Origin of the sequence: Streptomyces torulosus (assembly GCF_001419765.1) — a bacterium.
In the GTDB taxonomy this organism is placed as follows: Bacteria; Actinomycetota; Actinomycetes; order Streptomycetales; family Streptomycetaceae; genus Streptomyces; species Streptomyces torulosus.
On sequence record NZ_LIRK01000496.1, the window covers coordinates 1 to 7,775 of the forward strand.

General features: G+C 66.1%; 5 protein-coding genes and 1 pseudogene. 1 reads left to right on the forward strand and 5 read right to left on the reverse strand.

Annotation, left to right across the window (positions count from 1 at the left end; genetic code table 11):
- Positions 1–857: 857 nt before the first annotated feature.
- Together AOK23_RS30970 and AOK23_RS30975 are read right to left on the reverse strand one after the other, a co-directional pair.
- Positions 858–1,274 carry a hypothetical protein gene (locus AOK23_RS30970; protein WP_055715885.1) on the reverse strand — a complete coding sequence of 139 codons (417 nt, stop codon included), beginning with the start codon at positions 1,272–1,274 and terminating at the stop codon, positions 858–860.
- Between the two features lie 650 nt (positions 1,275–1,924).
- Entirely contained in the window at positions 1,925–3,223 is a 1,299-nt protein-coding gene (locus AOK23_RS30975; protein WP_055715886.1) for a pentapeptide repeat-containing protein, read from the reverse strand.
- A 519-nt stretch (positions 3,224–3,742) separates the two neighbouring features.
- On the opposite strand from AOK23_RS30975, the gene AOK23_RS30980 reads away from it, so the two are divergent.
- The gene (locus tag AOK23_RS30980; protein WP_079049806.1) at positions 3,743–5,128 is read left to right on the forward strand and encodes a pentapeptide repeat-containing protein; all 1,386 of its coding nucleotides are present in this window, start codon (positions 3,743–3,745) and stop codon (positions 5,126–5,128) included.
- Positions 5,129–5,386: 258 nt separating this feature from the next.
- Here AOK23_RS30980 and AOK23_RS30985 read toward each other — a convergent pair.
- From AOK23_RS30985 to AOK23_RS30995, 3 genes and pseudogenes are all read right to left on the reverse strand, one after another.
- Positions 5,387–6,241 (reverse strand): annotated as a pseudogene (locus AOK23_RS30985) (IS5 family transposase); the annotation flags it as partial.
- A 39-nt stretch (positions 6,242–6,280) separates the two neighbouring features.
- Positions 6,281–6,694, reverse strand: coding sequence for a hypothetical protein (locus tag AOK23_RS30990; protein ID WP_055715888.1), 414 nt, complete (start codon positions 6,692–6,694; stop codon positions 6,281–6,283).
- A gap of 2 nt (positions 6,695–6,696) precedes the next feature.
- Positions 6,697–7,608: a DUF6192 family protein gene (locus AOK23_RS30995; protein WP_055715889.1), complete on the reverse strand. Its 912-nt coding sequence runs from the start codon at positions 7,606–7,608 to the stop codon at positions 6,697–6,699.
- Positions 7,609–7,775 lie beyond the last annotated feature (167 nt).

Below are 7,775 nucleotides of genomic sequence, written 5' to 3' on the forward strand. Positions count from 1 at the left end.
ATTCTGAAACCGTCAGTTAACAGCACCGCCGCTGCTAGGAGGTCGGAGCGCTTGTGCCCGTCGCAGGTTGGAACCAACCGTCGCTGTCAAGTCGAGGTGCTAAGTCAGGTTGCTCACAGGGCAGTTGTGCTAGCTTCGGGGCAATCTCAGGCCGGGCCCAGTGTCCGGTCTGTCCGCGCCCTGGGCGGCCCGGCTTTGTGCTGGGGTGCCAGGAAGGTTTCCGCAGAACCGGTCCCGCCTCCGACACGGGCGGCCGGGGAGTGGATTCGACACGCAGGCATCTGGGCCTGCACGCACCACCCTGCAAGAAGCCCCCCGGGAGCTGATCCCGGGTCTGAGTTCTTGGTGTCGGCAGGGAGTCAGTTCTACCCACGCACAGCGTGGTCGAACTGAGCCTGCCTTCCCACCGGTTCGACCACCATGAAGAAAGGTCGGGAACCGGTGAGCGACTCAGCGGTACTCACGCTCCTTGCAGGTGCAGGTGTCGTCTCTGTTCTCCTGTTCGCTGTCCGGGGCATCCTGGAGCAGTTACCTGATGTCCTCCAGTCATGGCAACGGGTCCGTAAGGCCTGGCGGGACGCGGCGTCCAATGATGACCAGCCCGCTCCATGACACCCCGGTAACACCCACAGCTCGGTGACCTACCGACCCTGAACGCGAGTCACCTGCTAGTTCGGCGGCCTGGGCCTGCATGGTGGGTAGCCGGAGCATTGCGACAGGCGGTGTCGATCGCGGCGTCGGACGCCTATGCAGTGAGGGCGTAATGAGCGGCAGTCATGACGAGTCGTCTGCGCTGCGGCACACAGGCTGGGCTGGTCGCCCGGAATTGGGGACCAGCCCAGCCTGTCAGATGCGCTTCAGCGCGTCGCGGCAACGAGCTGATCCCTCATCCGTTGATACACCGCTGTGTCACGCACTGGCTCTTTCAGGTTCTGGAGCCAGTATTCGTACATGCCGATGTCCTCGCCCGGCACGGTCAGGCGGTACTCCTTGTCGCTGGTCTCTCTGATCCAGCCGTGTGCTTCAGCGACGCAGAGGGCGTTTTCGACCGCCGCGTCCGAGAGGCCGGTGGCCGCTGCCAACTCAGTCACTGTGCAGGTCACGCCGCGAGGGTCGATCAGAGCGCCAGTGCCCAGACGGAAAGTCAGGGCGTACAGGCAGACCTTCACCGGCTCCGGGAGACATGCCCCCTTCTCTGACAGGTCGAGCAAGTAGATCTCTCGGGTGTCGCGGAGCTCTTCCGGGCTATGGAAGAGAGCGCGTGCCGCCTCCATCCACGCAGCCCGTTCGTCGTTCAGAACCTGTCTTTGAACCCTCTGATCGCATCTCGCTGAGCGGGTGACTTTGGGTGCGGTGGGTCGTTGCGAAGGTGTGCCGTACGAACCTCTTGATGCAGCAATCCGGCAAATGGCATCGTTTCAAAGCCAGTTGGAGGGCATCGCTGTAGCTCTTGCCCCAGATGAGCTGCTGGGGCTCAGCGAGCAGGAAGCCGTCGCCCGTAAGGAACTGGCTGGTGACGCTCTCCGGCTCCTTGCCAAAGCCGAGGTCGCGATCGAGTCCGGCGAATCGGAAGACGTGCTGACTTTTCCTTGTCAACGGAGCCAACCGGCTTGCGGTCCAACTGCGGGACCGGGTCCTGGACGGCGTGGTAGCGGCTAGTCCGGTGCCGGATCAGTGGCCAACGGAGTGAGCGCTACGGATTGTGCGACATCCCGTGAGTTCCCGTGACCCCTGCTGAGATCCTGAGCCCCTGGCCTGGGGCTTCTCCCTCGTTCGCGTGCTCGGTCAGCTGGTGACGTAACTTCGGCATTTCTGAAGTCTTCTCATTCCATCTGACTAATCTGCGGCCTGGTCGAAGGCGAGGAGGCACATGCGGTGGTGAGGGAACTCAGCAGAGCTCTGGAGAACCCACGGGATGTCGCCCTCAGGACGTCGGCGGGCACCACGCCTGAGGCAAGCTCAGCCCTGGCAGAGGCTGCCCGTTCGAAGGCACCAGGCCAATCGGCGTGCTCCCCTCCGCGGCGCTGAAGTCGACCGTGCCGCTGGAGAACGTGGCGTCGCTGAAGTGCACCGTGCCGCCGGAGAACACCGCGCTGTTGAAGTAGACCGCGCTGCCCAAAAAAACCGAGCCGCGGAAGCTGACCCTGCCGCCGGAGAACACCGTGCCGCTGAAGTAGATCATGCCAGCGGAAAATGCCGCGCTGTTGAAGTGGACCACGCCGTCTGAAAACGTCGCATCGACGAAGTCGACCATGCCGCCGTAGAACCGCGACGCGCGGAAGCTCACCGTGCCGCCCGAGAAGCCTGCCCCGCGGAAGCTCACCGTGCCGCCGGAGAACTCCGCGCGGCTGAAGCTGACCCTGCCGCCCGAGAACACCGCGCTGCGGAAGCTGACCGTGCCGTCTGAAAACGTCGCGTCGACGAAGTCGACCGTGCCGTCGCGGAACCCCGCCCCGCGGAAGCTCACCGTGCCGCCGGCGAACACGGCCCCGCCAAAGCTCACCGTGCCGCCGGCGAACACCGCGCTACTGAAGTCGACCGTGCCGCCGGCGAACACCGCGCCGGAAAGGTCCCCTCCGTCTAAGACGGCGCCAGTAAAATTCAGGTCGTGGCCCTGCCAGGAGCGGGGGTGATCGGAAGCGAGACGGAGGTGGTCGCGGATGAGGCGAATGACCGTGTGCCGGACTTCCCGCAGGGCCAGGTACGCATGCCGGGCATCCGCGTCGCCCGAGGGTATGTCGGCCTCGGCGGTGTACGGCAGGCGGAGGTAGGCGCACAGGACGTCGATGCAGGTCTGGCGTAGGTCGCGGGTGGGGGCGTCGTCGGCAAGGCCAGCGAGGGCGTGTACGCCACCCAGGCGTATCGCGGCGGATTCCTCGCCGAGCTGGGAGACTGCGGTGGTAAATCGCTCGGTGTGTAGGCGGGTGGCATCGCGTAGGGCGCCGTCCTCATCGACCCGCTGGCGTCGGTAGGCCACAACCAGGGCGACCAGAGCACCAGCCCCGGCGACCACGCCGAAAGAAAGTTTCACCAGGTCGAAAAGCGTCTTTGAGGTGAGCCTGCGCTCAGGCTTGAGGCCCTGGGCGCCAAGCAGGTCCCACCCGGCGAAGAACACCGCGGCGGCCACAGCGATCGCGGTGACGAAGGCCAGAGTGAGGACGGTGCCGACAGGCCAAAGACGTAGGCCACGCCGTTCAGGCCGACGAGGCAGGTTCGAGGTCACACACCGCAGGACCGTTCAGGCGCCGAGTTGGTTGCAACCCGCCTGCCACGTTGGATCGGCTCCGCATCGACCGCCAGCTCGAAGAGGCCGTCGTCCCGTCCCGACCCGCTCCACCTCGCCGAGGTCTTCGGCATGGACGAGAAGACCGCGATCCGCTACGCGGACTCCGCCCGCCAACTCCCGGAGCAGTACCTCGAAGCCGACACAGCAGAGTGCCCCCGGGAACCCGAGGGTCCATCCCCCAGAATCCGGGCAACGGACCCTCGGGTTCCCGGGGAAGATCCTTCAGTTTCCGTGAACTCGCGGGCCTCCAGGGGATCGAGTAGGAACCATGCAGAAAGTGCAGTTTGGTGTCACATGATTGGACACTCCGCCACTGTGCTGCCGCAGTCATGATCGTCTGGACCCCCGTCGAATGACGGACGGGAGGCGGAATCGGTCGCTACCTCACTTGCGAGCCGGATCCCGCGCTCGTCAGGCTGGTGCAACCACTGGCGTCCAAGCCTTGTCTTCCCCCTCATGACAGCAAACCGGAGGGCGCGATACGCCCCGAACGACCGTGAGTTGCGGCTGTGGAAGGTCGGTCGGGCACTGACCCTCGCCTTCGTCGCCGCGATCCTGGTCGCGGGAGGCGTCTTCTACGCGCTGGTGGTACTGCTGGACTTCAAGGAGATCGACAGCAGCGCGAAGCTCGACGCGAAGACGCTCTTCGACTTGGTGAAGCTCTCCTTCGGGGTGGTCGCCGGGGCCGGCGCGCTCGTCGCCCTGGTCGTCGCCTACCGCCGCCAGCGTGTCGACGAGGCCGGCGCCCACCGCGAAGCCACCCGCCTCCACACCGAGCGCTTCTCCCAGGCCGTCGACAAACTCGGTTCGGACTCCCCAGCCGTCCGGCTCGGCGGCGTCCACGCACTTGCCGGACTCGCCGACGATGCCCCCGACGACAGCCTGCGCCAGACCTGCATCGACGTCCTGTGCGCCTACCTCCAGCTCCCCTTCACCCCCGATCCCGGCGACGACCCGATCGATCAGGAGGAACACCACCGCTACCTAGCCTTTCGCAAGGTCCGGCACACAATCCTGCGCCTCATCGGCGACCACTACCGACGCCCTCAGGGAACCCACCGCTCCTGGCAAGGCTGCGATCTCGACCTCACCGGGGTCACCATCGACAGTGATGTGGACTTCCGCCGCGCGTCGTTCTCCGGCGGCAGGGTGTCCTTCGACGACGCGACGTTCTCCGGCGGCACGGTGTCCTTCAACGACGCGACGTTCTCCGGCGGCGAGGTGCTCTTCCGCCGCGCGACGTTCTCCGGCGGCGCGGTGTCCTTCAACGACGCGACGTTCTCCGGCGGCTGGATGTCCTTCAACGACGCGACGTTCTCCGGCGGCGAGGTGTCCTTCGACAACGCGACGTTCTCCGGCGGCTACGTGCTCTTCAGCCGCGCGACGTTCTCCGGCGGCCAGGTGCTCTTCGGCAGCGAGGTGTCCTTCGACGACGCGACGTTCTTCCGCGGCGCGACGTTCTCCGGCGGCGAGGTGTACTTCGGCGGCGCGACGTTCTCCGGCGGAGAGGTGCTCTTCGGCGGCGCGACGTTCTCCGGCGGCCAGGTGTCCTTCCCTGCCGCGACGTTCTCCGCCGGCAGCGTGTCCTTCCCTGCCGCGTCGTTCTCCGGCGGCGAGGTGTCCTTCGGCCACGCGTCGTTCTCCGGCGGCGAGGTGTCCTTCGGCCACGCGTCGTTCTCCGGCAGCAGGGTGTCCTTCAACGACGCGACGTTCTCCAGCGGCCAGGTGCTCTTCGACAGCGCGAGGTTCTTCAGCGGCTGGGTGTCCTTCATCGACGCGACGTTCTCCGGCGGCGAGGTGTCCTTCACCGGCGCGGGGGGTTCGATTCCTTCGCTCCAATGATCCCGGGGGGCGTAATCGGTCGTTTGCGCCTCCCCGCGCCAATCCAATGAGTGGAGATGGCGAAACCGGTGTATATCGGCATCCTGGTTCGATCCGTGCCCCTTCGCATTTCGCCTCCCCATTGTGCCTCTCTCTCGGTGGCGATCCGTGTCTGTTCATGCCAGCCCGATAGGGGGAGAAGGCCTGTTCAGCCCTGGGTGTCAACCGATGTGACACCAAACTGCACTGCCTGCGCGGTTCCTATTCGACCGCTGATCACGCGGCTTGAACGGCAGACGTCGGTCGGGGTGCTGCGGCGGTGGGGTAGGCGCTCTGGCGGGTGAGCCGACGGGTCATGAGGGTGATGGCGGCGAGGGTAAGCATCGCTTCGGAGTGCTCGGGCCGGGTCTCGTAGTCCCGGGCATTCCTTCGCGCATGAAGCCACCATGCCAGGCTGCGCTCGACGACCCAGCGCCGTGGCAGGAGAACGAAGCCCTTTGCGCCTTCGGGGCGGCTCACGGTCTTGACCATCAGGTTGAGGAAGGACTTGGCCCAGTCGATGAGCGTTCCGCCGTAGATCGAATCGGCCCAGACGACGGCGATCTGCGGGTGCATAAGACGCAGCCGGAAGAGGACTTCCTTGGCCGCGACGGCGTCGTGGGTGTCGGCTGGCGTCACCATGACGAACAGCAGCAGCCCCTTCATGTCACAGACGATATGTCTCTTCCGGCCCGGGATCTTCTTACCCGGATCGAATCCGGACGTGGACCTTGGAACGGTGGCGGCGACCTTGACGGACTGCGAATCGATCACCGCGGCCACCGGGTGTGGGGAGGCCCCCATGGCACGGCGGACCTGGCGCCGGAGCTGGTCACGGATGAGGTTGAAGATGCCGGCCGCACGCCACCGGCTGAAGAATCCGAAGACCGTCTGGAAGGGCGGGAAGTCTGTGGGCAGGGCCCGCCACTTGCAGCCCGTGTCCACCACGTACCGGATGGCGTCCACGATCGCACGGCGAGGCCACTTCTCCGGATGGCCGCCCGTGGACAACCGGCATGCGGGCGTGGGCAGAAGAGGCTCCAGCAAGGCCCACTCTCCGGTGCTGGTGTCCGAGGGATAACGTCGTTGTCGCATCCCGTGCTCCCTTGGTGCCCGTCCCCGCGGAAGCGGAGATCAGGCGATCAGGTCGAGGGTGGACTCGACGGAGTTGAGCTGGGCAACCATGTGACGGACCCACTTGTCCTCGGGGGCGAGTGCGGCGTGCGGGGTGACCGTGCCTGTGATCAGCCTGCGGATCTCGGTCAGTTTCTCGCGGATCACTCCCACCTCGTAGGCCTGCAGGACGTCACCGTCGGCGGTGAACTGATAGCCGTCGGCGCGTGTGTAGATCAAGGGTGGCCAGCCCTTCTTCGCGATGACGTCGCGCAGCATGGCGAGGCCGGAGCGGACCTGGCTGCGGGTCAGTTCGGTGGCCCGCATCAGCTGCGGCATGTGCAGGCCGGCAGGGCGGGCCGACATCAGCACCCGCCAGAGGGACTCGGCGTACTCGCGGGCGGCATCGCCCTCGCGCCGCGATCGGCGCGGCACGGCTACTCGCCCCGCAGCAGCTTGGTCAGCTCCTCGTCCATGTCCAGGTGGCCGCTGTCGACGGCTGTGACAATCCACTCGCAGGTCGCCCGGACACGGTCGACGTTCTTGTGGATCACCTCCCGCTCGTCCTCGGACAAGCGGCGTCCGCGCATCTGCGGCACCAGACGGCCGGTCGCGGCCACCAACTTGTGGCAGGCCCCGATCAGATCCAGGAAATCGATGGTCCGGTCGAGTTGGCGGACCACCGGCGCGACCAGGTTCTCCGGCCGTCCGGGAATCGGTTCGGCCTCGTCGGCCTGGTGCCACCGGTCAGTCTGTGCCTTGTTGAACAGGTGCCTGGCGGTGTCATCCCCGGCGGCTTGGAAGGCGACGCTGGGGCGGCGCAGGAAGTCGGTCGCCACGCGTGCGGCGACCTGGTCGTCGACCGCCAGGTCGTGGATCGCCTCGACTTTCTCCTGCGGGGTCTGCGGATTGTCGACCCGCCACCCGACCTGGCGTTTCGCCGCGTCCTGCGTCCATCGAGGCACTCCGTCGCGTGGATGACGCGGCGGGTTCTTGATCCGGTCGAAGCGGTCATCGAGCTTCTCCAGAATCCGGTGGATCTCGAAGGAGACGCCCGCGATCCGGTGCTCTGCGGGCCACTTGCTGGCCGTCTGCCGGTTGAGACGGACCTGGTTGTAGGGGACGCCGATGTCCTGGGCGTACAGCTCCAAGGTCTCCTGCACCCCGAGCAGTTCTTCACCGGCAGCCGGTAACGAGCCGCCGTGCGGCCGCATCGGCTCGATCTCCAAAGCATGGTCACCGATTTTGAACTGGATCTTCGTATCGACCTCGACGAGTTTCCGGTCCTCGGCGATGATCTCCTCGTACCGCGCCCGGGAAACGCTCCCGACCTTCGTGCTCGTGGGCATGGTGCCCACCACCCCTCGGCACGGGACGCCGGCACTCCCTCCGCCGGCGACAAGTCCCGGCCTCTGCGCGCAGCATCCTGCCGCACGAGCCCCATGGCAACCCACAGCAAACGCTGTTGCGTACAAGCAGGTTCAAAGACGGGTTCTAAACGACTTCCCAATCAGGA